The sequence below is a fragment of the Microbulbifer mixtoriginis (SeqCode) genome (assembly GCF_052466865.1).
The window spans coordinates 4703569-4726615 of the sequence record NZ_CP174293.1 but is presented as its reverse complement, the minus strand read 5'-3'; the positions used below and the strand labels follow the sequence as shown (position 1 = coordinate 4726615).

The window sequence follows — 23047 nt, the reverse complement described above, 5'->3', positions numbered from 1 at the left end:
CACTGATAGAGGTACTACTGATAAATATGCGCTTACTTAGAAGGCGCTGGTGTACCGGGAGGACTGGACTCGCCTACGCGGAACACATTGTGTGCTGGATTCAGCATACTATCCAATTCTTGCAGATCCTTTGGCGACAATAGCCCCGCCACCAACTTGAGGTTCAGGCTGTTGATGATGTAGTCGTAGAGGGCGTTGGCATAATCCGTCTGAGACTGGAACAGGGTCCGTTGGGCCAATAACACATCGACGATATTACGTGTGCCCACCTCATAGCCGGCCTGGGTGGCATCCAGTGCACTCTTGGCGGAGACCACCGCCTGTTGCCGCGCCGCCACCCGGGAAACATCGGTCACTACCGCACGGTGTAAGGTACGGGTGGACTGGATGGTGTTGCGCTCGGTTAGGTTGCGCAGATCCTGGGCCTGGAAGGACAGGTTGCGCGCCTCGCGGCGATTGGCGCTAATCAGGCCACCGGTGTAAATGGGAATATCTAAGGTAATCGCGGCGGTAGTATCGCGAAAATCCTGATCTCGTGGAAATACCGTAGATCGATTCCGCTCCCTAAAAGGTTCATCAAATAAAAATCTAGTTCTTTGATCACCTTCCGAGGTGAACTTATTGTACGAGACAGAGCCTGTAAGCGTAGGCAGATGCTGGCTGGCGGCAGAGCGAGCATTGTAGCGGGCTGCCTCGGCGTTTAGTCTTGCGGCTTTTAGGGTAAAGTTATTTGCCAGGGCGAAATCGACCCAGTCGGCTCGATCTGACGGTACTGGCGGCGCTACCTGAAAGCTCTCTATCAAAGGGGCTACCTCATCGTGATAGCCACCGGTCAGTACCGAGAGGGCGTCAAAGGAAGAGAGTAAGTTATCCTGTTCCGTTAAGCGGCGGGCAACCGAGCTATCGAAAGCCGCTTGGGAATCATAGACGTCGGTGATTGCCGTCAGCCCCACCTCGAAACGCTGCTGGGTTTGTTCCAGCTGCTTTGCCAGAGCTTTTTCTTCAGAGACGGCCGCTTCCAGTACATCATAGGCGCGCAATACATCGAAGTAGGCAGTGGCTACGCGGATCATCATATCCTGCTGGTTGGCGCTGTACTCTGCCGTAGCCTGTTCGGTTAGTTTCTTACCTTGCTGATAGCCAAACCAGGCGGGGGCATCAAATATCGCCTGGCTAAGGCTCGCATTATATGTTCTGTCGTCAAAAGTACCTGTATCCCGTTGGAGGAAATCGACCAATTCAAGATTGTTGTCGTCGTTTTCATCAACAGGTTCTGAATTTCCAAATTGCCTGAACTCGTGATTTCTTGCCGCCTGGATCTGTGCATTCACCTGCGGCAACAAGGGCGCACGCAGCTGATTTTTTGCCTCAATTCCAGCATGGTAGGCGGCGCGGTCTGCAGCCAGCTGGGGATCGTTATCCAGCGCCTGCATATAAATATCCCACAGGGTGTCGGCCTGGGCCTGCATGGCGCCGAAGCCCAGCAGGGTGGCGGCGATTAGTTTCTTCAGTGGACGCAACTGGCGGCCTTTCGGCGCTTTGCGGTTACTTCTTTTCATCTGTTTCAACTTCCTGTGGCGGGTGCGGTCTTCAAGCTTCTGTCAGTTCTCTGGAGCGGCACTCGAGTTTTGGTTCTCGGTGGGTTCCCTTGGCTCGCATGGTCCGATGTTGCTGCCAGTCTCCCCAATTAGCAGTCGCGAGAGTGTACCCGCGGCCAGTCTAAGCGTCGAGGCGACGCTTTCGGCTTTTTGGTATATCTTCGTTAAACCGACGCGAATGTGCGTTTACCGGTATCTGCCTGGCAGTATCAGGGCAGCATTGAATAGGGCAATGCCCCTACATTGCAATAGACGCGCCATGGAAGTATTTGGATGCGGCAAAAATTGTGCAGAATAAGGCAAGGACCTCTGGCACATGGATCAGCTGCGCATCAAAGAGCCAATACCCTGGCAGCGTGCCTGCCACGAGTGCGACCTGTTATTGACCGGCAGTGTGGCACCGCCCGGTCAAAAGCTGGTTTGTCCCCGGTGTCGCTGCACGTTGCACCGCAATAGTAATCACAGTGTCTATTACACTATTGCCCTGAGTCTCACCGGGCTGTTGTTATTTATTCCCTCTGCCAGCCTGCCATTACTCAAATTCTCAATTTTCTCTTTTGGTGCCGATAATACCCTATTGAACGGGGTTCACTCTCTATACAAAGCAGGATTTATCTGGCTGGCGTCTCTGGTTTTATTTTGCAGCGTGCTGGCGCCCCTGGGCAAATTTCTGTTGTTGTTATTTATTTGCTGTGGCAGTGCCTGGAGACTTTTGGATCGCGCGGTTGCCTTTGCCGTGCGCTGGTATCAACACATCAAAGAGTGGGGCATGCTGGATGTCTATATGCTGGGTATTCTGGTGGCATTAATTAAATTGAGAGACCTGGGCAAAATGGATGTGGAGCCTGGGCTCTACTGCTTTGGTGCCATGATGTTAGTGGCAAACCTCTCCTCTCTTAGTTTCGACCAAAATGCCATTTGGCAGCGAATTGCGCTGCGGCGTGTCCTGCGTGAGGCGGCCACATGAGTGCCCCGCAGAAAGCCCTCCAAAATGGAATGAGCAGCTGTTTGAGCTGTCACCAGCTGATTATTTTACCGGCCCGGGGAGGGCGCTGCCGCTGCCCTCGTTGTGGTGCGAGTGTCTATGGACGCATTGATGGCAGTTTGATGCTTACCTGGGCACTGACAATCACCGGTGCCTTGTTGTTACTACCAGCAAATATCCTGCCGATTATGAGTGTTGTTTACCTTGGCGCCGGTGAACCCAGCACAATTATCAGCGGTGTTATGCAACTGTATAACAGCGGTATGTGGGGCATCGCTCTCATTGTCTTTGTGGCCAGTATCGCCGTGCCGGTAATGAAGCTACTGGGATTGGTACTGCTCTTGGTACAGATCCAATTGCGATTGCATTTTGTGCCCTCTCAGGCAATGAAAATATATCGGGTGGTTTCCGGAATCGGGCGTTGGTCGCTGCTGGACCTGTTTATGATTTCTATTCTTGCGGCGCTGGTGGACATGGGATTTATCGCCCGAGTGGAAGCAGGGCCGGGCAGTACCGCTTTTGCCTCGGTGGTGGTGGTCACCATGATGGCGGCGCGTTCTTTCGATCCGCGCCTAATATGGGATGCCCATGATGGCGATCTGTATGCAACCGCAGTAGAGCCGGAAACGGCTCACAGGAGTGCGGCGGAGAATGGCTGACAATACGCCAGTGGATAATGACACCATAGAACCCAGCGCCTATGAAGGTCCTCAGCGGGGACAAGTGCGCAGGAGTCGCGGCCTGCCGCTTGTGTGGATATTGCCCCTGGTAGCGGGTTTGATTGCCGCCTGGTTACTTTACCAGGATATGGCTGAGGGAGATGTGCACGCGAGCATCCTGTTTCACTCCGGCGATGGTCTGGTGAAAGGCAAAACGGTGGTGAAATATTCCGGTGTGGATATCGGCATAGTGCAGGATGTGCGGCTGGTACCCAATGCCAAAGAATTAAATGGTGCCGACGGTGTTTTGGCTGAAGTCAGTCTTAACCGCAGTGCCGAGTACCTGCTGGTCGAGGGCACCGAGTTTTGGGTGGTGAAGCCGGAGCTCTCCATTACCGGTATCAGCGGATTGGAGACTTTGCTATCGGGTAATTACATTGCGGTGGAGTCCGGCAGTGGCAAGCGTAAGCGGGAGTTTGTCGCTCTGGATCGTCCACCGGCATTTATACGCGGCGACGGTTTACGCGTGGTACTGAAATCCCGCCGCCTCGGCTCCCTCAGCCGGGGCTCACCGGTGTACTACCGTCAGTTACGTGTGGGGCAGGTGGCCGATTACAGTCTCGACGAAAATGGCAGAGAAGTCAGTATCGAATTATTTATCCGGCGCGAGTACGGCTATTTGGTACATCGTGGCAGTCGCTTTTGGAATAGTTCCGGGATTTCGATTGAAGGAGGGATCAGCGGTATCAGTATCAATCTGGAATCTCTCGCCGCTCTTTTTGCCGGTGGTGTCAGTTTTTACACGCCGGAATCCCAGCGCCAGTCGCCATTGGCGGTCAATGGCACAGAATTTAAATTATATAAAAACTTCGCTGCCGCAGATGCGGGCATTGCCGTCACTTTAAATTTTGACCGAGGTGTCGATGTGACACCCGGTAGTACCAAGGTGTATTACCAGGGCATCAAAGTGGGTGAGGTTAGTCGCGCTAAAGCCAACAAGAGTATGAATGGAATGGAAGTGCGTGTCTTGATGGACCCGGCGACCGATGACCTGCTCAGTGAAAATACTCGCTTCTGGTTGGCGCCGCCCACTTTTGATTTTAGCGGCGGCTTGAATGAATTAATTCAGGGTAACCGTATCGAGGTAGATCTGCGCCGGGGGAAGCGTTCTCAGCGCACTTTTTCCGCGCGCGCTTCGGCACCACAAATGGACCCTAGGGTCCCTGGACTGCATTTACGCCTCACTTCCCGCAACCCGGGCTCACTGCAGCGCGGTGCCCCCGTATATTTTCGCCGAATCGAAGTGGGCAAGGTACAGGGGATGGAATTGCGCAGAGATGGCGAAGGCGTAGAAGTGTATGTGGTGATTGAACCGCGCTATGCACACCTGGTTAGGCCAGGTGCCCGCTTTTGGAATATCAGTGGATTGCGCGCTAGTGCGAGCCTGAGCAGTGGCATCAAAATACAGGCGGATTCGTTGATGTCTTTGTTGCGTGGTGGTGTTGCTTTTGGCATCCGGGGTGGGGAGTACGAAAAGGGTGGACCTGCGCAAAATGGCGATCAGTTTCCTCTGTATCGCAGTCGCGAAGCGGCGATGGAAGAGGGGATTGAAATCAGTATTAATTTACCCAGCGCTGAGGGGCTTAAGGAAGGGGCTCCGTTGCGTTACAAAGGTGTGCAAATTGGAGAAATAACCCGCTTGCGCCTCGGCAGGGATCTTGGTGAAGTTCAGGCACGAGCAAAGCTCTACCATCGCGGTGGCAATTTTGCCCGTGCCGGCACTCGTATCTGGGTGGTGTCCCCGCAGATTGGTATCAGTAAAGTCGCGCACCTGGACACACTGATTACCGGCCGCTACCTCGCCCTGGAGCCCGGCGGCGGGCCGCCGGAGACAGAGTTCTACGCCGAGCTTCAGGCCCCGAAGGAGGATCTTGCCGAAACTATGAGTCGACCCGGCCTGACGGTAATACTCGATGCAGCCAGGCGCGGTTCTCTGGTGGCCGGCAGCCCCGTTTATTATCGGCAGGTGCAAGTGGGGGAGGTTACTGGCTTTGAGCTGGGAGAGTGGGCGGACCGGGTATATATCTTTGTGCACATCGAGCCAGAGTATCGCCCGTTGGTGCGTGAGCATACGGTTTTTTGGAACGCCAGTGGTGTGGATGTGAATTTTGGGCTGAAAAGTGGTCTTAATGTTAATACTGAGTCTGCTCAGGCTCTAATTAAAGGGGGCATTGCTTTCGCCACGCCCGAGCCGCCATTTATGGGGTTCGAAGTGGAATCCGGTAGCCACTTTCCACTCTACCCACGGGCGGAACCCAAGTGGTATAAGTGGAGCCCCAAAATAGAGCTTTATAATTATTCGGAACCGGTCAAATAAATAACAAGGTAAGGAGCATTTATGCGTTATATAACCATGGGATTAATGACTCTGCTGTTCTTGGCCGGGTGCCAGGAAATGCAAGTGGAGCGGGTGAGTACGGGGGCTCAACCGGTGGCTTTTTCTACCTATAAATGGGGAGTGACGCCACTCAATGATGCGGATGCCTCAGCACAATTGGTAGAGCTAGACGAGGAGATGCGCAACTCAGTGGCGGCGCAATTACAGCAGCGCGGCTATCGAGAGGTGGCTCAAGACCAGAATGCAGATATGGTCGTGGATTATCAGGTGGCTGTGGTTGATGAATTTTTTTCCGGCGATACACGAGACCCAAGCTGGGACAAGCAGTTTGATAGCAATGCACCCCAGGATGTCGTGGAGCTGCCGCCGCTCACCGATGCTCCGCTAGTGATTATGAGCGTGGGGATTGGTCGCCCCGACGGCGCGATAATTTGGGGGGGCAGGGCCAGTGAACTCCTGACTCGCCCAGACAGTATTGAGCAGCGCCAGCGTCTGATCTCACGGGGCGTGTATGAGTTGTTGAGGGATTTGCCTCAGGCCTACCAGTAAACTGAAAAATTATCGGCTCTTTATAATCCCTCCAACTGACTCCTCATCGCCGGCCGTTGGCCGGCGAAACCCCTCAAATATCAGAAAACTACCAGTTACTATTTTTTACTGGCCTGTTTTTTTACGGTCCGCACAGGCAGGGCTGCAAAAAATACTTTGAAGGCAGTCTGCAATTTTTGCTAAGGGCTAGGGGCGCCCACGTTGCATCAGGGTGTTGTAGAGCTCAATGTAGGAGTCCACGATAAACTGCTTCGAGTAGCCATTCGCATACACTTCCGCAGCATTCTCGATCAGGCTCTGGCGCAACTCTGGATTATCCAGCACGGAGCGGATGGCTTTGGCCAGGGCATCAGCATCATCGATAGGAGTGATCAGGCCGCTATGACCATCGCTGATGACTTCCCCCGGGCCTTGGGAATTGGTGGCGACAATGGGGCAGCGGTGTGCCCATGACTCCATCACAATTGAACCCAGCCCTTCGTGCCGTGACGGGCATACGAACAAATCTGCGGTGCGCATCAGGGTGGTAACGTCGTTGCGCCAACCGAGGAAGCGTACGCGTTGGTCCAGGCCGAGTTTATGGCATAGGGCTTTCAGGTTGGCCTCTTCTGGACCTGCACCGGCGAGCCACAGGGTAGCATTGGGTATTTGCGCTAGAGAGTGCAGCAGGACATCAAAACCTTTGTTGACGTGCAGGCGGCCCGCAGCGAGGATGAGGGGCTTGTCTTCCGGCGTATCGAAACTGTTGCGTGGTAGCGGTTCTACCGGAGTTTCATCGGCAAAATTGGGGATATGAAAAATCCTCTCCCTGGGAATACCACCATCAACCATATGCTGGCAAATACCCTTGCTGATACCGATCCAATAATCCGCGTGCCGATAGTACTTCAGGTTGTAGTAATGGCCGAGCCGGCTGACCAGTAGATAGTTTTTTGAGTTGGGAGTGATAATAGTGGCACGCCCCATCCAGGTCATAACGATGTCCGGCTGCCAGTTATTCAGTGCCTCGCGATAAACTCTGCGGCCTAGAAAATCCAGTTTGCCACCAAACTTAAAACCTTCGGTTTCAACCCCATTGTTACGCAGCGCTTGCACACGGTGATCGTGGTTGCGGATAAAGGCTTTCTCATTAATCTCAGTGCGCGGGTTCAAACCGCTCACCAGGCGCACGAAAAAATTTTCCGCACCGCCGTGCTCGGCACCGGCGAGGACCTGCGCCACTCGAATTGGCTTGTTACTCATAAATCCAACGTATTCTGTGTAATTCTTCCGGTGGCCCGTTATTTCAGCGAGCCATTCAGGTTGATATCGCGGGCCCAGGCGTAGTCGTGACTAAAGGGTTGCAGGCTGGTGGCCTCAACAATGTATTGGGCGTAAAGTTTCGAGTTCATTTCGGTGTGGAAAAACTCCCGGGCTTTAGCTGCCCAAGCACGGCGCTTGGCATCGTCGCTATGGAACTCGCGGATTTTTTCCAACAGGTCCTGCTCATCAGAAAAGTAAACCACGCTCTCTGGGGGCAATAGTTCGTCGAAGTGCAGCTTGTCACTGGTGAATTGCAAAATACCATTACCGGCAAGCTGGGCCATTCGCGCAGAAGAGTACCAATAATGGGTGTCTTGGCGATTAAAATTTAGTCCCATTTTAGTTTGCGCGAGTGCGCGATCGTAGTCTCGTCCCCATACTGGTGCTTCACCAAAGCTGCCGTAGGTTTTGAAGTTCAGTGAATCTCCCAGGGTATCCTTGAGATTTTTCACCATTTGCAAGCGCTTGGTGAAATCATTGCTGTTGCTACAAAACAGCAGATCAATAGACAGATCAGTGCGTTCGGCATTATTGAGGTTTTCGATAGAGGGTTCGACCGGGTTGGGCATATGGTAAACCCGGGCGTTAATGCCCTCAAAAATACTCAGTTCGCGACGGCCGGTGGAGACGAAGATGGCATCGGCCACTTCGGCGCGGTGTTTGATACGCTCAACATTGCTGGGCACGAACAGTGGATCGTTATTACAGTGTGCGATTAGGCAATTGGGCTGTTGTTGCTTGATCGCCTTCAGGGTGTCGTTACTGATCATGTCGCAGTGGCCGGCGATGATCAGGTCGGGCTCAAATGCTTCAACCGTTTCTAACAGGCGGCGATTGGCTTTGCTCACCCCCAGGTCGCGGATTCCGAAGGGCGCTTCGAAAGCTGCCACATCCCGGTCGCTGAACACCTGCGTATAGTGATCGTTTTTGATCAGGCCAAAAGTCAGTTTCTGCGCCCAGCTAACCCGCGTCTTACCGTAACGGCGCAGTTGTTGGTAGGCGATATTGAGCACTCTCATGGTGGTGCGGTCTCTAAAAAAATCCAGGAAGATATTACGTATGGCCGCTTGCTAGAGGGGCTGGTACGGTGGGCGCAGAGTATAACAGCTGCATCCCGCTCATATAGTGTTCGAGTATGCAGACCCCACTCGCGCAGAAGGTCAGCGAACTAATGTCAAAAATGAAGAGTCAAAAGGGGTTGTCCCCAGAGTTTTCCGCAGATTCTGTAGAAGTTGTTTCCAGGGAAACGGTTTATAAGGGATTTTTTTCCATGTTGCGGCTACGGCTGCGCCATCGCCTTTTTCGTGGTGGCTGGAGTGAAATCTTTACCCGGGAGCTGTTTGTACGCGGTCCGGCAGTAGGGGTATTGCTCTACGACCCTGAGCGAGACCTTGTTGCGCTTACCGAACAGTTTCGTATTGGCGCCCTAGAGCGGCCGACAGGCCCCTGGTGTCTGGAAGTGGTTGCCGGCATGGTGGAAGCCGGAGAAGACCTAAAAGATGTAGCTCGGCGTGAAGTATTGGAGGAAGCGGGGCTCAAAGTACAGGAGTTGCACTTTATCCACAGTTATATGCCCAGTGTTGGCGGAAGCTCCGAACGGCTACATCTGTACTGTGCGCTGGTGGACTTGAACTGTGCGGAAGGTTACTTTGGTTTGGAGCAGGAAAACGAAGATATCCGCTTGCGGGTGTTTTCCAGGGACTCGGTACTCGCCGCCATGGCGGGGGACTATGCTCCAGGAGAGAACCCTATCGATAATTCGGCCACCATTATTTGTATGCAGTGGCTGCAGTTGAACCGGGCAAAATTAACAAAACACAGGCCAACTGCCTGACCGTCACTTGCGTTACGCAATGTTACCTGCGTATAGAGCAAACTGAGATCTGAGTCACGGCGGCCAATGAATTGGAGTGTTGATAATGGCTCTACTGGAAGAAGCGAAGGCGCGGCAGCAAAGGAAGTTGAAAATGTCGCCAAATGGCAACGCTAGGGCGGTGTATCGAGTCGATCTACCGTCTTATCATGCCGATTGTGACGCCAACTACCTGCGCTTGAGCAAATTGTTGCCTGAGCTTTCACAAAGAGCGCTTTGGCGCTACCAGTTGCCGGGCGGCACTCTGGTGTTGAGAGTAGTGGAGCGCTCCAGATATACCACGGAGGTGTCTCTGGCGGCGGAGGTAAATCTTAACGAGTGCCAATGGCTGGAACCTCCCGACTTGACTGTACGCCTCTACCACGATGCGTGTATGGCGGAGGTGATTAAAGCCAATGGTCGCGGGCCGGTGGGTGGTAAAGGAGTGGATACCGCCTATCCCAATCCCCGTATGCAGCATGCAGATGAGAGACCCCAAGCCAATCGCTTCCTTGGTGAATGGTTGGAGTACTGTCTTGCAAATGGTCGTGCAGAATTTGAACTGGTGTTGGATGGCCAGAAATTTTAATTCTGCTGCAGAACACACGGATGTGAACACAAGGTGAGCAAGTGATTCGCGAGCACAACAAGTCGGATTCACCCCTGGGGGTGACTTCGCACCGTCTTATCCAGATCACAGATCCACATATCGGCAGCAGGCCCGATTATCAATTATTGGGTCTGGATACCGGCCACACCCTCGATGAAGTTTTGACCTCTCTCCAAAGCCGGCAGCCCCATGCCCGGGCTCTGGTCGCCACTGGCGATATCAGCGCCAATGGTTCTGAGGCTTCCTACTGCCGATTCTTAGAAAAGACCCGCATACTTTCCATGCCCTGGTACTGGCTGCCCGGCAATCACGATGTGAGTACCCGCATGAAAAAACTGGCCCCCAACCGCTGTATCGATTTGGTCTCCTTGGGGGATTGGCGCCTGCTGCTGTTGGATACCAGTGTGACAGGGCAGATTTGTGGCGGCTTAGACAGCGCGAAACTGGAGCGCCTTCAGATGCTCCTTTGGGAGACTCGCGATCACCCGGTGATTATTATGATGCATCACCAGCCGGTCCCTGTGGGGAGTAAGTGGATTGATGGCCATATGCTGCGCGAAGGCTGTGAGACATTTTTGCATATAGTTGATCAGGCCCCCCAGGTAAAAGCCTTGGTTTGGGGGCATGTACACCAGCAGTTTGACAGCAACCGAGGCCATCTCGGTCTGCATGCCACTCCCTCTACTTCGGTACAGTTTACTCCCGGCAGTGGCCCCTTCGCTGTCGACGAAGAGATGCCCGGCTACCGCTGGTTTGAACTGTATAGCGATGGCTCCTACGAAACCGGTGTGGAGCGGGTGGCTATCTCCAAGTATTGTGTCGATCTCGCCTCATCCGGTTATTGATTTAAGTCAAACCGCTGCGAATTCGCAGCGGTACTTTCACTAAAGCTCTCAAGTCTTCCTCCTTGCTATTGGCTCCCCAGTAAAGAATGTAATGCTTTCGGAATAGACAGCAAACAGGTCACTGCCTATTGGTAACAACCATTCCTATTTTGTGCGACCTGAGCACAATGTATTTTCCCCTCTCTTTTTTAGCAAAAAACCAAATAAAACCATTCTTAACCAATCCCTTGTGTTTTTCCCCTATCCTCCCCGTACAATGAGATTACCTGTATTGAGCGGTGATTTTTGAATATGGGAAAAGCGTGGTGAAAGGTGAGCCAATAAAGTATTCAAGTGTGGTTTCTAGAATTGCCGAGGTTTGAAGCCTAACGGTGATAGATAATGTGATTGGGAGCCTCTCGCCGAATGTATATTTTTCGGAAATTCAGGAGCTTGTAAATGCAACAATTATTTTCTATACCTTTCCTCGCATTTTTATTATTGATTACGGCTTGTAGTCAGCAGTCCACTTTACAGGATCGCAGTGATGGCCTGGAAGCACGCCCCAGCCAGCTCGATGAAGTCGCGGCAGCTTTCGCCTTGGATCTCAGTGGCGCTAAGGTTTATATCGCACCGGTTCAAATTGACTACACCAAGCGATTCTCTTCCCTGCCCAGGCGCCAATATCGGGAAAAAGATTACGAGCTGGACCAGAGGGATCTACAGCGTTTGAATACACTGTTGGCGCAGAGCTTTAGTAATAAGCTGCTAAAACCGCGCAATGCCCAGCAAGTGTCGGAGCAGGCGGAAGCCGACTACACCCTATCCCTGTCACTGCAAGATTTTTCCCTGGCTGCACCGCTAGATCCATCTCCCTGGACTTGGCGTGTCTATACAGAGCAGAGCGCCTACGCACAGCTGGTAGGTACTTTGTACGATCGTAACGGCAGCGCAGTAATGCATTTTCACGATCGGCGGGATATTGGTGAGAATCTCGGTTCCTCTGGGCCGGGTGGACGGCTGGAACGTTTCACCAGTGTTACCTTTTGGTCAGATATGCGTGTGGATATTCGCCGGGCTTTTGCTAGCTTGAACAGATCGCTGCTGTAATCGGTCTCTGGAAGAGCAGGAACTGTGAGGAGGCCAACCCCATTGCTGCCGTGGGGCGCTATAATCCCCGACTATGCAAACACAAAATCTCAACGGAAGGCCGCTGCTGATCTATCTGCACGGCTTTCTTTCATCGCCTCAGTCCTTTAAATGCCAGCTGATGCGGGACCGGTTGGCTGCCGACCACCCACAGATCATTTTCTGTGCGCCACAAGTCTCCCCCTATCCAGGAAGTGCTCAGCAATCATTGCTGCGCCTATTGGATGGCTTCTTTGACTCAGACAAGTGTGGCCCAATAGGGTTGGTTGGTAGCTCTATGGGGGGATTCTGGTGTACCTACCTAGGCGAGCGTTACCATTTGCCAGCGGTGTTGATCAATCCGGCCGTTCGCCCATCTCGCTTTATGCCGGCCTACGTCGGCCAGGTGTTACAACCCTACAGTGGTGAGTCACAGGAGTATCGCCTAAGCGGTGCGGACGTTGATACCATGGCGCAATTGGAAGCAGAGATACCCAGTCCACTGCTGAGCCGCTATTGGCTTTTGGCACAGCGAGGCGATGAAACCCTCGATTACCGCGATGCAGAGTCTTTCTATCAAGGGCAGCGTCAAACTGTCGAGGAGGGGGGCGATCACAGCTTTCAGGGCTTCGCGCGTTACTGCGATCCCATTGTCGAATTTCTATTTAACCAGCAGTAATTTATAACAATTATGGCCAATTATTCCGCCGAAGATATTGAGGTACTCACAGGGCTGGACCCGGTGCGAAAGCGCCCGGGCATGTACACAGATACCACCCGCCCCAACCACCTCGCCCAGGAAGTGATCGACAACAGTGTCGACGAAGCGCTTGCCGGGCACGCGAAAAAAATTGAAGTGGTATTGCACAAAGACCAATCGCTCTCGGTTAGCGATAACGGTCGCGGTATGCCGGTGGATATTCACCCGGAACAGGGGCGCCCTGGTGTTGAAGTGATTCTTTCCACCCTGCACGCTGGTGGTAAGTTCTCCAACAAAAATTACCAGTTTTCCGGTGGTCTACACGGTGTGGGTGTTTCTGTAGTCAACGCTCTTTCCAAAGTGTTGGAAGTGACCATCCAGCGGGATGGTAAGGTGCACCGAATCGGTTTCAAAGATGGGGAAAAGGCCTCGGATCTTGAGGTTGTCGGTAATTGTGCCAAGCGCACCACAGGCACCAGTGTACGCTTTCTGCCCGACCCCAAGTATTTTGATTCCGCAAAATTCTCCGTGGTGCGACTGCGTCACCTACTGCGCGCCAAGGCGGTATTGTGCCCCGGCCTGACGGTCACTTTTATTAATGAGCAGGACGGTGAATCAGACGAGTGGTACTACGAGGACGGTCTCAAAGATTACCTCGCCGCTGCCAATCAAGGCTGGGAAATCTTGCCGGTCGAGCCCTTTGTGGGTAGCTTTGCCGCCTCTACCGAAGCAGCAGACTGGGCAGTGCAATGGCTGCCGGAGGGCGGTGAGATTACCGCCGAATCTTACGTTAACCTGATCCCTACCGCCCAGGGCGGTACCCACGTGAATGGGTTGCGCGCGGGCCTTCTGGATGCCATGCGTGAGTACTGTGAGATCCGCAATTTATTACCTCGCGGTATTAAGTTGGGCCCTGAGGATATCTGGGGGCAGTGCTCTTACGTACTCTCCGCCAAACTGGCAGACCCGCAGTTTTCCGGGCAGACAAAAGAACGCCTCTCCTCCCGTGAGGCCACCGCGTTTATTTCTGGCGTGGCCAAGGATGCGTTTAGCCTGTGGTTGAATCAACATACGGAAGAGGGTGATAAGCTTGCCGAGTTGTGCATTGGCAATGCACAAAAACGCATGCGCTCAGCAAAAAAAGTCGCGCGCAAGAAAGTCACTCAGGGGCCCGCGCTGCCGGGCAAGTTGGCGGACTGTTCCAGCGCCGATACCTCCCGCTCCGAACTCTTTCTGGTGGAGGGGGACTCCGCTGGTGGTTCCGCCAAGCAGGCGCGGGATCGCGAGTTCCAGGCCATCATGCCGCTGCGCGGTAAAATCCTGAATACTTGGGAAGTGGACTCCGCTGAGATTCTCGCCAGCCAGGAAGTGCACGATATTGCCGTGGCGCTGGGTGTTGATCCAGGCAGTGATAACCTGGAAGGGCTGCGCTACAACAAAATCTGTATCCTCGCCGATGCCGACTCCGATGGCCTACACATCGCCACACTACTCTGCGCCCTGTTCTTACGTCACTTCCGCCCGCTGGTAACTAACGGTCATGTCTATGTCGCCATGCCGCCACTGTTCCGTATAGACATCGGTAAAGATGTTTACTATGCGCTGGATGAATCGGAGAAGCAGGGAATCCTCGATCGTATAAGCGCAGAAAAGAAAAAGGGCAAAATACAGGTGACTCGCTTTAAAGGTCTGGGTGAAATGAACCCCATGCAGTTGCGTGAAACCACCATGGACCCCAATACCCGCCGACTGGTACAGCTTTACATAGATTCAGGAGATGACAGTAATCAACTACTAGATATGCTCCTGGCTAAAAAGCGTGCCGGGGATCGCAAGCAGTGGCTGGAAAGTAAAGGGAATCTGGCTGAAGTGGGTTAAGCCCTAATTAATCTCTGATCTATTTTTCTTAGGTTGCCTTAGTTTACTAGGGCAACAATTTAAAGTTCTATGGAAGGTGTTTTGTGAAATTAAGTCATTTATTTATTTTTTTTATTTTTTCCGTTTCTCCTTTAACCGGGTTGGCAAAAGATATTCAGTCTTTACTTAATCAGGAAATAGATAATTTTATAGCAGAACTAAAAGGCGAAGATAACTTTGTCTTAACCAAAGCTGCTAATCGTATTACAGGATCTGGGTTAAGTGATGAACGTTTATTTGATGTGGCTGAACAGGTTCTCCTGGAAAAACACCAGGCGAATATGACAGTTGCTCAACGCGATGAGCAAGTGATTAGTGAAATCGTCAATTTATTACGTACACTTTCATCATCTGGAAATACAAAATATTCACCCACTATCAATAAGATAATGCGTGAAAGTGGTAATCGTGCGATTAGAAATCGAGCGAAGCATGTGCTGACCAAGTTTAGTTTTTATCAAAAGCGCAATGCATTGATGCAGAATATGGAAGGCCATGTAGCTACTAATAGCTTGCATACTACACGCTTACTAAATTTGCTCAATAGTAACGATATGATCATGCAGCGGTTTGCCGCTGAGGAAGTTGTCCGCGATGGAGCTGCTGAAACCGTAATTCAGGAGTGGTTTTACAAGGCAGTAGAAAAGGATGTTAGGCAGCCTGTAGACAAACTACATATCGATACACTTGCCTGGTATTGCAAAGCTCTAGGTACGGTTAATAAAAGTGAGTACAAGGAATTCCTGAGTTCTATCGCTGATGATAGAAATGTACACAGAAAAATTAGAAGACACGTGAAGAAAATTCTCGGCTAGGTAGCTGCAACTGAGCGAGATGCCTTTGTCATTTTGCTCACAACTCATCTTTCATTCTCCTCTCTTTTTTCTGTCGGCATAGAAATATGTTTAACAAATATGCCGCGACTTTTTTAGGTTGATATGCTTCACCTCTCCCTTCTCGCTTTATCCTTGGTGGATACTTTTACTTACTAATTTGAAATCTCTGAAATTTAATGGCGGAGGGACTATTTTTGCTTTTATTTAAAGGTTATGTCGTTTGCTGGTTGTATATAGGGTGCTCAGGCGTATAAGTATTTGTTTCTGATTGGTGAGATCTGTTAGATGACAACAATATTAGAGTTTTGGATACGTTAACCATCTTCATGTTTTCTTAGAGGTTGTCAGTCTTCCAGACGCCTATAAAGAGGAAATAAACGTTCTAAGTTAGGTGATTATATACTTTTGGTAGTAGAGCGTTATCTGTTGGTATACCTGTAAGAGCTAAGAGTTGGTTCTAAAAGTTATTTAAATTACCGTCTTGTTCGATGGGGTAGAGTCGGATTATGGTGTGGGATACTTTAAGTGCTGTTGGCGAGCTTGTTGGAGCCTTCGCAGTTGTCGCGTCCTTAGTATATCTTGCTACTTTAATAAGAGTTCAGAATAAAGAATCCAAAATTGCTTCTATGCATGAGATATCTATTGCTCATCGAGAAGCTGTGGCGGCAATTTGTGAAGGTCCGATGGCAGATGTTTTTGCGAAGGCGATGAAGGATTTTGATTCGTTATCTAGTGCTGACACTTTGAGAATCATTGGTTTTGTATATCGTTTTTTTAAAATTTGGGAGGAGGCCTATTTTCAATATAAGGCAAACAGGCTGGATTTTACTATCTGGGACTCAATGACTCGTCAATATACTGCATATTTATCGATGATTCCCTTTAAGAGGATATGGGAGTTGCGATCTGAATATGTAGCTCCTGAATTCCGTGATTATGTAAATTCTAGAAAGCCAGTAGATTTAGTTTTACCCAATGCAGTCAGTAAAAAGTGATTCCCTTGTCCGCTGTGAAGATACAGGAGTTTCATTCCGATGGTTGCAGTATCTTTCCTGATGGCACTCTTGAACAGAGTGAGTTATGGCTTGATTGCTGCTATGCCCATGATCATGCCTATTGGAAGGGGGAAAGCTATTCGCAGCGGCAAGAGGCTGATTGTGACCTAGAAGTTTGTGTTGCCAAAACTGGGGAGAGGGAAATTGCGTTGTTGTTGCTGGTAGGGGTTAGAGTTGGCGGGACGCTATTCTTGCCAACCTCATTCCGTTGGGGCTATGGTTGGCCCTATTTGCGGGGTTATAAAGCCTTAACAGAAGAAGAGCTGGATGCTATTGAACAGCTGCAAGGATCCTTGCCTGGGTTGTTCTAGATAGTCTAATAATATTTTTATTCAATGTATAAGATTAACTCTATGGTTTTTTCTCTCTCAAGGATATTGGGAGCTAATGGTGATATGATCAATAATCAGAAGATTTTTTAAAAGGGATTTATAGCGTGGCTTATTTTCGTGGTGTTTTATGGTTCTGCATTACCCTGAATATACTGGTCTTTGCTTATCTGGCCTTCCTCTTGGGCTGGAATGTTGGGCTTCTTGAAGTTTTACTGGGAATCATTCTTGCTAATTTCCCTTTGCCTTTTATGGTTCGCTGGTGTGAGCGTATGGCCAAGGATTTAAAGGGGTACTGGATCAACTTTATTCCCTATATAAGCCCCGTATTGGTGGGGTTTGGTGGCTCAGCGGTCTATATTAATGCAGCGCTAAAAGGTGAAAAGGTATTTTGGCTTTATTTAACTGTGCCTATGGCACAGGCAACGGCTTTTTGGGTACTCCTGGCACTGGTCTTTTGTATTTACCCGTTCATTAATACTGAAAGGCAAGAAGTGGTAGAACCTGAGTATAGTAACAGCGCTGAAAGCCCCGCAGACATTTTGAAAAAAGAGCAGGAAAGGACGGATGAAATTGCTTAGTGTTTGTAAGCATTACTGTATATAGGTTCATATCTTTTATTGTTTATTAGTCTTCTGCTGGTTCCCTTTTCAGTAGCTGTCCATATTCTTTGGAAAAGTGGTCTTTTAGCCATTGCATCAGGCTACGTACGCGAACTAATTGATGGCGCAGCGGGGGGCAAACCATAGAGAGCTGGGTGGATTCTGACCACCCAGGCAAAATTTCCTGTAATTTACCTTTTTCGATATCTGCCTGGACGTAGATGTCTGCCAGGCGAGTTACACCAAGTCCTGCCAGTGCTGCAAGGTGCATCGCCCGGCCGCTGACCATTTTGATACCCTGTTCCACCTCAATCTTATGCCTGGTCTTACCACGCGTCAGCACCCACTGGTTAACACTGCCGTAAATTAGGGGTACTTTCGAGAGGTCCATGGGCTTTAGAATTGGGCCACGCATTTTGATAAAATCCGGGCTCGCAACATAGCGGGTTTTGATACTGTGCAGTTTGCGTATTACGAGGGTGGAATCTGGCAGCTGCCCCATACGTATTACTAAATCGTAACGATCTTCAATGAGATCGACACGCACACTGGAAAAATCCAGCTGTATTTGTATTTCGGGATAAGTTTTCTGAAACTTAATGACTAGGGGGGTAATGATCTCCTCGCCGATAATCCCACCCACCGCATTGATACGAATTTTCCCCTTTATTTCCTCTTTGGCATGTGTTGCCCACTCTGCGGCACTATCTAGTTGCTGTATTGCCTGCTTGCATCGCTGGTAATAGCCTTCACCGACCTCAGTAAGTCGCAGCTTGCGGGTAGTGCGGTGTAACAGTTGAACACCCAGGGTGGACTCTAATTCGGAGACTTGTTGGCTGAGTGTAGCTTTGGAGAAACCTGTATGATCCGCAGCAGCAGTAAAACTGCCCCGCTCAGCCACAGCAATAAAGGCGCGTATGGCTCGCCAAGAGATATTGTTCATTAATTCCAAACAATGATTTCACATTAGTTGAGTTAATAGACGTAATTCTAAATTCTATACTGCCGATACAAAAGGGTTATCCCGTAGTCTTTAATCATTGATTGCAGAAGAGAGAGTCAGTATGTCTAAGCCATTGATTGTAATAACAGGTGCCAGCTCTGGAATTGGAGCATCAATAGCTCAGCATATGTCGGATGCCGGGCATCCGTTGTTGCTATTGGCGCGTCGTTTGGAAAAATTAGAAGCGATGAATTTACCGAACACCCTCTGCAGACAGGTCGATGTCACCGATCCTGCTGCGTTATCTGCAGCAATTCAGGAGGCTGAGACTCTTTATGGGCCTGTAGATTGTTTGGTGAACAATGCCGGTAAGATGTTGTTGGGGAACTTAGAGACCCAGAGTGCTGAAGAGTGGCGGGAGATGTTTGATGTCAACGTGCTCGCCTTGATGAACTCCATGCAGGCTGTTTTGGCCGATATGAAGTCTCGTGGTCGCGGTACTATCCTCAATATCAGCTCGATTGCCGGCGTGAAGACATTTATCAATCATGCTGCCTATTGCGGAACCAAGTACGCAGTGTCGGCGATTAGCGAAACCGTGCGTGAAGAGGTTGCCGCAAGCGGAGTACGTATTATGGCCCTATGCCCAGGAGCTGTGGAGACAGAGCTACTGAGTCATACCACTTCTGAAGAGATTATCAAAGCTTACGAAGAGTGGAAGGCCTCCATAGGTGGCGCCATTAATGCAGAGGACATCGCTCGCACGGCGTTGTTTATGTACAGCCAGCCCCAGCATGTGAATATCCGAGAAGTGCAGATAGCCGCTACAGGCCAGGATCGATAGATGAGTTAGATCGGGAAAGAGGCTGAACAATCTAGCTATTGGTCGGCCTCCTTCCTGAAAATTGTTTGGATACTGGAGAAATCCAGTTCTTCATTGCCCTTCAGACTGTGTAAGCCAAATAGATTTCTGGCCAGTGAGCCGAGCGGTGTGTAGCTTTTGCTATTGTCGGCGGCTTGCTGAGCAAGCCCCAGATCCTTACACATCAACCCCACTTTAAAGCCTCCGCGATACTGATTACTAGCGGGCACACTATCCATAACACCGGGATAAGGGTTATAAGTTTGTAGGGACCAGTTGGCGCCTGAGCTTTTCGCCATGATTTCGGTTAGCACTTTGGGATCCAGGCCGTTATTCACACCCAATTGGAGTGCCTCGGCGGTGCCAATCATATGAATAGCCAGCAACATATTGTTGCAGATCTTTGCCGTTTGCCCAGCTCCGGCAGGGCCTGCAAAAAAAACGTTGCCCCCCATATGCTGTAGAACTGTTTTGGCTCGCTCGACATCCTCGTGCTCACCGCCACACATAAAGCTGAGAGTTGCGGCAGCGGCCCCTTTGACTCCGCCAGAAACAGGAGCCTCTATTGCATGAAGGCCTTTATTTCGTGCGGCGTTAAGTAGGCGTTTTGAGCTGCTTGCTGAAATTGTGGAGCAATCAATAATTAAGGATCTCTCTTCGATAGCTTCCAGCAGATGATCTTTTTCAATATAAAGGCTCTCTACCGCAGCACTGCTGGGTAACATACTAATAACAAAATCTGCTCCCTTCACCGCTTCTGTTGCTGATGAACATTTTTCAACTCCCTGTTCTACAGATTTCTGAAGCAACTCCTCTACTGGATCGAAACCTCTTACACGGAATCCAGCTTTGATTAAGTTAAAAGCCATTGGGGCACCCATATGCCCCAGACCAAGGAAGGCTGTGATTTTATTCATGGCAGTATCCAAAAAATTAAATTTTATTGGTATGTGCAGTTACTTTAACTGTATCGTCATATTTGCCTGTTCAGCGTGTTCAATATCTGAATCGAACCAGCGGGCTGTGATGGTTTTTGTTTCGGTATAAAAACGCACGGCCTGCTTACCATAGGCGTGGAGATCCCCATAAAATGAACTGCGCCAGCCAGTAAAACTAAAGAAAGGTAATGGAACCGGGATAGGCACATTGATTCCTACCTGGCCCACAAGAATTTCGTGCTGATATTTACGTGCCGCTGCACCGCTGGCAGTGAATATGGAAGTTCCATTGCCGTAAGGGCAGTCATTCACCAGTTTTATTGCATCATCTAGGTGATCTACATTCACCAGACATAACACTGGCCCAAAAATTTCATCAGTGTAAATTGACATCTCGGTAGTAACATTGGCAAATAATGTAGGGCCAACCCAGTTACCATGGGGATATCCATCCACTGTAATTTTTGAACCATCCAGAAGGCAATTCGCCCCTTCTTTTTTGCCCGTCTCGATATAACCCAGCACACGTTCCTTTGCAGCAGGTGAAATTAAGGGGCCGTAGTCGGATTGTGGATTCTTCCAATGCCCGGGTGTTATCTTTGCCATCGCATCCTGTATATCAGGAATCCAACTTTGCGCTTCACCCACTAATACCACAACCGAAATAGCCATACATCGCTGACCGGCAGCCCCTACAGAAGAGCCGATGATATTATTAATAGTGGCATTTTTATTTGCATCCGGCATCACTACCATGTGGTTTTTTGCCCCGGCAAAGGCCTGTACTCTTTTTAAATATTGAGTGCCTGTCTGATAGATATGGCGCCCAACTGGCACGGAGCCGACAAAAGATATAGCTTTAATATCCGGGTCTTTTAGTAAGAAATCTACCTGCTCGCGACCACCATGGATAACTTGTAGAACCCCTTTGGGTGCTCCTGCCTGCTCAAATAATTCAGCCAGTTTGCAAGGTGTAATGGGGTCTTGTTCAGAAGGTTTAAGAATAAAGGTATTACCACAGGCAATCGCTAGCGGAAACATCCACAACGGTATCATTGCGGGAAAGTTGAATGGCGTAATACCGGCGCAGACGCCAATGGGTTGAATATAGGAATAGCAATCTATAGCACTGGCAACGTTTTCAACGGTTTCCCCCATTAGCAGGGTAGCAATATTTGCGGCATGCTCAACCACCTCAATGCCTCGCCAAACATCCCCCTTGGCGTCTTCAAATGTTTTACCGGTTTCCTCTGCGAGAATCTCGGCCAGGGCCTCTTGGTGCTCTTTCAGGAGAGCTTGGTACTTGAGCATAATGCGTGCTCTAGTAGGAACTGGGGTGTTCCGCCAAGAAATGAACGCCTGCTTGGCGGCGGTGATTGCCTGGAGTTGCTCGGCCTCAGTGGTATAGGGGGCCTGGGTTAAAACCTCACCTGTGGCGGGGTTTGTCACATCCAACCACTCCTTGGTAGTGGACTGCACCCAGTCGCCGTCAATGAATAGAGGAAGGCGTGAAGGGATGGATTTATTCATATTATTTGCCTTACCAGTAACCGGTGGGAAATTGTCAGACAGTTTAGGCGTTGCCTGAGTGAAAAAAGAGGTGTTTTACGCCGCTTCTTGAGATGAAGCATATCAGCCTTGTTTTATAGTGTATTTCGGGGTGAATATCGATAAGGGTTTTATCTGATGAGCTTCCAGATTTTGTTTGCAATATAGAATTTTTGTGCGCACCTTCTCAACCTGAAAAATAGCCTGTTTGTTTTCAAGCTTTGTCCGTAATCATGCTGTTAGTATGCCCTCTCTGTAGGTTTGTAGTGATTTTGTGAGGTTTTCTATTCATTTATTTTAAGAAAGAGGGTAGACGGTGTCTTATAGAAAAATATTTCAGGTATTCGTTTTATTTCTTTTTGGATCTTTCAGCTCCTTACTATCGGCAACCACTTTGGAGGATCTCCGAGCCCATACACCTACGTCAGATAAAACCTGGGCAGAACAATGGTTTTACAATATTGCTGTGCCGGATGTTGGCTATTTCAAAGTAAGCTTGCAGACATATATTGCACCAGATTTTGAAGTTCCAAAACCTAAAGCTTATATACACTTGGCTTTCTCTCCGATAAACGGGTCAACTGTTAAGTATGATATATTCCATGATGAGGTTATTTTGGTGGATCCTAATAATCCGGATAAGTTTTATTACGAAGTTCCTGGGTTAATAGTTGCTGATGAAAATCATATAGATATTAATTATGATTATTTCGATTTTACTATGCGTTGGAATGGAGATCACCATTACTATTGGCATAGTAATAATCCTGGTCGGTCACCATTGGGAATTCTAAAGGAAATTATCAACTTTGGTCCTGAATGGTTTGTTTATACTATGGGTACACCAATCCAATATAGTTTCTCTAATGGAAATGTTGCATTAATGGGCCTGGGATTTGCCCAGCTTGATAAAGGTTGGTTTGATAAAGAGTCGAGCTCTGGCATCGTTTACACAATGGGCTTGTCTGAAGAGTTATATTTTATGTTTACAGGAGGAAAGGTTAATGATACTAATATCGAAATGTGGATAGGTCGTTATATTAGTAGTGATTACGATCTAATTTTTTATCCTGCATTTAATGGCCTGTCTGTTAAACGGGAATCTAATGCTTGCGAGGGATATGCCAATGTTGAGTTTAATAAAATTAACTATAAGTTAGTCGTTGAGGCGAAGGCTGACCCTGATAGTTTCTATTCTCAAGACTTCCCCTCAGATGTAATTTTTGGTAGAGGCCAAGTATATATGAAATCTATGCAGGCTAACGTAACCTTCTCTCTCTATAAAAAAGGGAACCTAGTTGAAAAAATTACAATGCCTCAGGGGCTTTTAGAGTTTAGCGGCCCCTTAGCTTGTGAAGATTTCTTCAACTGAAATGTGATATTTTTCAAGGAATAGCTAATTGTCTTTTTTA

Annotated in this window: 22 protein-coding genes; 16 read left to right on the top strand and 6 right to left on the bottom strand. The window is 49.5% G+C overall.

What is annotated here, in order from left to right; translation table 11 throughout:
* Positions 1-32 precede the first annotated feature (32 nt).
* A complete protein-coding gene (locus tag ACJJJA_RS21075; RefSeq protein ID WP_444887375.1) occupies positions 33-1559 on the bottom strand; it encodes a TolC family outer membrane protein in 1527 nt (508 codons plus the stop codon).
* A 355-nt stretch (positions 1560-1914) separates the two neighbouring features.
* On the opposite strand from ACJJJA_RS21075, the gene ACJJJA_RS21070 reads away from it, so the two are divergent.
* The 4 genes from ACJJJA_RS21070 to ACJJJA_RS21055 are packed head-to-tail and all read left to right on the top strand — an operon-like array spanning position 1915 to position 6189.
* Positions 1915-2565, top strand: a complete 651-nt coding sequence (locus ACJJJA_RS21070; RefSeq protein WP_252083551.1) for a paraquat-inducible protein A — start codon at positions 1915-1917, stop codon at positions 2563-2565.
* A complete protein-coding gene (locus tag ACJJJA_RS21065) occupies positions 2562-3242 on the top strand; it encodes a paraquat-inducible protein A (protein ID WP_252083550.1) in 681 nt (226 codons plus the stop codon). Before ACJJJA_RS21070 ends, ACJJJA_RS21065 begins: the two co-directional genes overlap by 4 nt.
* Positions 3235-5619 (top strand): PqiB family protein, encoded by a 2385-nt coding sequence (locus tag ACJJJA_RS21060; protein ID WP_444882965.1) that lies wholly within the window; start codon positions 3235-3237, stop codon positions 5617-5619. The genes ACJJJA_RS21065 and ACJJJA_RS21060 overlap by 8 nt, the downstream gene beginning before the upstream one ends.
* A gap of 21 nt (positions 5620-5640) precedes the next feature.
* On the top strand, positions 5641-6189 hold the full coding sequence (locus ACJJJA_RS21055; RefSeq protein ID WP_252083548.1) for a DUF4136 domain-containing protein: 549 nt from the start codon (positions 5641-5643) through the stop codon (positions 6187-6189).
* Between the two features lie 186 nt (positions 6190-6375).
* Here the strand turns inward: ACJJJA_RS21055 and ACJJJA_RS21050 are convergent, their stop codons facing one another.
* Both ACJJJA_RS21050 and ACJJJA_RS21045 read right to left on the bottom strand, forming a co-directional pair.
* Positions 6376-7431: a glycosyltransferase gene (locus tag ACJJJA_RS21050; RefSeq protein WP_444887374.1), complete on the bottom strand. Its 1056-nt coding sequence runs from the start codon at positions 7429-7431 to the stop codon at positions 6376-6378.
* A 38-nt stretch (positions 7432-7469) separates the two neighbouring features.
* A complete protein-coding gene (locus ACJJJA_RS21045) occupies positions 7470-8510 on the bottom strand; it encodes a glycosyltransferase family protein (protein WP_444887373.1) in 1041 nt (346 codons plus the stop codon).
* Between the two features lie 116 nt (positions 8511-8626).
* Here ACJJJA_RS21045 and ACJJJA_RS21040 point away from each other — a divergent pair, with 116 nt between their 5' ends.
* The 10 genes from ACJJJA_RS21040 (at position 8627) to ACJJJA_RS20995 (ending at position 17323) form a co-directional block, all read left to right on the top strand.
* Positions 8627-9325, top strand: a complete 699-nt coding sequence (locus ACJJJA_RS21040) for an NUDIX domain-containing protein (RefSeq protein WP_444903297.1) — start codon at positions 8627-8629, stop codon at positions 9323-9325.
* 85 nt (positions 9326-9410) lie between these two features.
* Positions 9411-9932: a DUF1249 domain-containing protein gene (locus tag ACJJJA_RS21035; protein ID WP_444903296.1), complete on the top strand. Its 522-nt coding sequence runs from the start codon at positions 9411-9413 to the stop codon at positions 9930-9932.
* A 41-nt stretch (positions 9933-9973) separates the two neighbouring features.
* Entirely contained in the window at positions 9974-10798 is an 825-nt protein-coding gene (locus ACJJJA_RS21030; RefSeq protein WP_444887371.1) for a phosphodiesterase, read from the top strand.
* Positions 10799-11236: 438 nt separating this feature from the next.
* Entirely contained in the window at positions 11237-11887 is a 651-nt protein-coding gene (locus tag ACJJJA_RS21025) for a hypothetical protein (RefSeq protein WP_444887370.1), read from the top strand.
* Between the two features lie 73 nt (positions 11888-11960).
* On the top strand, positions 11961-12584 hold the full coding sequence (locus ACJJJA_RS21020; RefSeq protein WP_444903295.1) for a YqiA/YcfP family alpha/beta fold hydrolase: 624 nt from the start codon (positions 11961-11963) through the stop codon (positions 12582-12584).
* A 12-nt stretch (positions 12585-12596) separates the two neighbouring features.
* Positions 12597-14483 (top strand): DNA topoisomerase IV subunit B, encoded by a 1887-nt coding sequence (parE, locus tag ACJJJA_RS21015; RefSeq protein ID WP_444887368.1) that lies wholly within the window; start codon positions 12597-12599, stop codon positions 14481-14483.
* 83 nt (positions 14484-14566) lie between these two features.
* Positions 14567-15337 (top strand): hypothetical protein, encoded by a 771-nt coding sequence (locus ACJJJA_RS21010; RefSeq protein ID WP_444903294.1) that lies wholly within the window; start codon positions 14567-14569, stop codon positions 15335-15337.
* Between the two features lie 527 nt (positions 15338-15864).
* Positions 15865-16353, top strand: coding sequence for a hypothetical protein (locus ACJJJA_RS21005; RefSeq protein ID WP_444903293.1), 489 nt, complete (start codon positions 15865-15867; stop codon positions 16351-16353).
* Entirely contained in the window at positions 16350-16724 is a 375-nt protein-coding gene (locus tag ACJJJA_RS21000) for an FAD-binding oxidoreductase (RefSeq protein WP_444887366.1), read from the top strand. Before ACJJJA_RS21005 ends, ACJJJA_RS21000 begins: the two co-directional genes overlap by 4 nt.
* A gap of 290 nt (positions 16725-17014) precedes the next feature.
* The gene (locus ACJJJA_RS20995) at positions 17015-17323 is read left to right on the top strand and encodes a hypothetical protein (protein ID WP_444887365.1); all 309 of its coding nucleotides are present in this window, start codon (positions 17015-17017) and stop codon (positions 17321-17323) included.
* Positions 17324-17369: 46 nt separating this feature from the next.
* Here ACJJJA_RS20995 and ACJJJA_RS20990 read toward each other — a convergent pair whose 3' ends face one another.
* Positions 17370-18287 carry a LysR family transcriptional regulator gene (locus ACJJJA_RS20990; protein ID WP_444903292.1) on the bottom strand — a complete coding sequence of 306 codons (918 nt, stop codon included), beginning with the start codon at positions 18285-18287 and terminating at the stop codon, positions 17370-17372.
* Positions 18288-18408: 121 nt separating this feature from the next.
* On the opposite strand from ACJJJA_RS20990, the gene ACJJJA_RS20985 reads away from it, so the two are divergent.
* A complete protein-coding gene (locus ACJJJA_RS20985) occupies positions 18409-19131 on the top strand; it encodes an SDR family oxidoreductase (protein ID WP_444903291.1) in 723 nt (240 codons plus the stop codon).
* A gap of 35 nt (positions 19132-19166) precedes the next feature.
* On the opposite strand, the gene mmsB is transcribed toward ACJJJA_RS20985, so the two are convergent.
* Positions 19167-20066 (bottom strand): 3-hydroxyisobutyrate dehydrogenase, encoded by a 900-nt coding sequence (gene mmsB, locus ACJJJA_RS20980; RefSeq protein ID WP_444882951.1) that lies wholly within the window; start codon positions 20064-20066, stop codon positions 19167-19169.
* Between the two features lie 39 nt (positions 20067-20105).
* Positions 20106-21617: a CoA-acylating methylmalonate-semialdehyde dehydrogenase gene (locus ACJJJA_RS20975; protein ID WP_444887363.1), complete on the bottom strand. Its 1512-nt coding sequence runs from the start codon at positions 21615-21617 to the stop codon at positions 20106-20108.
* A 334-nt stretch (positions 21618-21951) separates the two neighbouring features.
* Here ACJJJA_RS20975 and ACJJJA_RS20970 point away from each other — a divergent pair, with 334 nt between their 5' ends.
* Positions 21952-23007 carry a hypothetical protein gene (locus ACJJJA_RS20970; protein ID WP_444887362.1) on the top strand — a complete coding sequence of 352 codons (1056 nt, stop codon included), beginning with the start codon at positions 21952-21954 and terminating at the stop codon, positions 23005-23007.
* The last annotated feature ends 40 nt before the right edge of the window (positions 23008-23047 follow it).

Coding starts and splice junctions, on each gene's coding strand:
- ACJJJA_RS21025 (WP_444887370.1), top strand. CDS start 11,237: ATGCAACAATTATTTTCTATACCTTTCCTCGCATTTTTATTATTGATT.
- ACJJJA_RS21005 (WP_444903293.1), top strand. CDS start 15,865: ATGGTGTGGGATACTTTAAGTGCTGTTGGCGAGCTTGTTGGAGCCTTC.
- ACJJJA_RS21045 (WP_444887373.1), bottom strand. CDS start 8,510: ATGAGAGTGCTCAATATCGCCTACCAACAACTGCGCCGTTACGGTAAG.
- ACJJJA_RS20995 (WP_444887365.1), top strand. CDS start 17,015: ATGGCCAAGGATTTAAAGGGGTACTGGATCAACTTTATTCCCTATATA.
- ACJJJA_RS21060 (WP_444882965.1), top strand. CDS start 3,235: ATGGCTGACAATACGCCAGTGGATAATGACACCATAGAACCCAGCGCC.
- ACJJJA_RS21055 (WP_252083548.1), top strand. CDS start 5,641: ATGCGTTATATAACCATGGGATTAATGACTCTGCTGTTCTTGGCCGGG.
- ACJJJA_RS20975 (WP_444887363.1), bottom strand. CDS start 21,617: ATGAATAAATCCATCCCTTCACGCCTTCCTCTATTCATTGACGGCGAC.
- ACJJJA_RS20985 (WP_444903291.1), top strand. CDS start 18,409: ATGTCTAAGCCATTGATTGTAATAACAGGTGCCAGCTCTGGAATTGGA.
- ACJJJA_RS21050 (WP_444887374.1), bottom strand. CDS start 7,431: ATGAGTAACAAGCCAATTCGAGTGGCGCAGGTCCTCGCCGGTGCCGAG.
- ACJJJA_RS21040 (WP_444903297.1), top strand. CDS start 8,627: ATGCAGACCCCACTCGCGCAGAAGGTCAGCGAACTAATGTCAAAAATG.
- ACJJJA_RS20990 (WP_444903292.1), bottom strand. CDS start 18,287: ATGAACAATATCTCTTGGCGAGCCATACGCGCCTTTATTGCTGTGGCT.
- ACJJJA_RS21070 (WP_252083551.1), top strand. CDS start 1,915: ATGGATCAGCTGCGCATCAAAGAGCCAATACCCTGGCAGCGTGCCTGC.
- ACJJJA_RS21020 (WP_444903295.1), top strand. CDS start 11,961: ATGCAAACACAAAATCTCAACGGAAGGCCGCTGCTGATCTATCTGCAC.
- mmsB (WP_444882951.1), bottom strand. CDS start 20,066: ATGAATAAAATCACAGCCTTCCTTGGTCTGGGGCATATGGGTGCCCCA.
- ACJJJA_RS21035 (WP_444903296.1), top strand. CDS start 9,411: ATGGCTCTACTGGAAGAAGCGAAGGCGCGGCAGCAAAGGAAGTTGAAA.
- parE (WP_444887368.1), top strand. CDS start 12,597: ATGGCCAATTATTCCGCCGAAGATATTGAGGTACTCACAGGGCTGGAC.
- ACJJJA_RS21075 (WP_444887375.1), bottom strand. CDS start 1,559: ATGAAAAGAAGTAACCGCAAAGCGCCGAAAGGCCGCCAGTTGCGTCCA.
- ACJJJA_RS21065 (WP_252083550.1), top strand. CDS start 2,562: ATGAGTGCCCCGCAGAAAGCCCTCCAAAATGGAATGAGCAGCTGTTTG.